This window comes from Polaribacter sp. 2405UD43-2 (genome assembly GCF_058147125.1).
The window spans coordinates 1-237 of sequence record NZ_JBYVJX010000096.1 but is presented as its reverse complement, the minus strand read 5'-3'; the positions used below and the strand labels follow the sequence as shown (position 1 = coordinate 237).

1 protein-coding gene is annotated in these 237 nt (G+C 32.9%); it reads left to right on the top strand.

The features are described from left to right. Positions 1-237 (top strand): hypothetical protein (locus tag ACY2RX_RS14885; protein ID WP_490104748.1); only part of this gene is annotated, 237 nt, incomplete at both ends.

Here is a 237-nt window from a genome sequence, read left to right as displayed (position 1 = left end):
GTAATGGATCCTTATGAAAATTATTCGATTACAAATGCTGAAGGTTTACCAACAGAAATCAACCCTAAAGATGCAAATAACCAAGTAGGAGATTTATATATTAATTTCGGAAATATTTCTGAAGATATTTTAAAAGACAACCGTAAAATGTTTGAAAACGGTTTGCCAGAGGTGGATACACATGTAAATACAAGTCCTACAGTTTGGGGTAGAGTTCCAACAAGTCCGTCAATAATT